Here is a 516-nt window from a genome sequence, read left to right as displayed (position 1 = left end):
GTCATGCGCGACATCACCCAGTGGAAGCGCTCGGAAGAGGAGCTCAAGACAGCAAAACGCTCCGCCGAGACCGCCAACCAGCACAAGAGCGATTTCCTCGCCCGCGTCAGCCATGAAATCCGCACGCCGCTCAACGCCATTATCGGCTTTGCCGATATGATCGCCAGCGAGCATTTCGGTCCGGCCGGCCATCCACGCTATGCCGAATATGCCAATGATATCGGCCGTTCGGGCCGGCACGTGCTCGACATCGTCAACGACCTGCTCGACATTTCCAAGATCGAGGCAGGCGAGATGGACCTGGAATTCTCTGCCGTCGGCATCAATGAATGCGTCTCGGAGGCGGTGTCGCTGGTGCAACCGCAGGCCAATAGCCAGCGGGTGATCATTCGCACCTCGCTGTCGCAATCGGTGCCGGATGTCGTGGCCGACCTGCGCTCGATCAAGCAGATCGCCATCAATATCCTCGCCAATGCCATCCGCTTCACGCCTTCGGGCGGCCAGATCGTCGTTTCC

At 60.5% G+C, this 516-nt stretch carries 1 protein-coding gene; it reads left to right on the top strand.

The window, feature by feature from the left end:
* On the top strand, nt 1-516 hold a 516-nt coding region (locus tag AC1D0P_RS28245; protein WP_477679759.1), incomplete at both ends, for a sensor histidine kinase.

Source organism: Polaromonas sp. P1_G2 (genome assembly GCF_056405515.1).
This window is presented reverse-complemented; position numbering and strand designations above follow the sequence as displayed.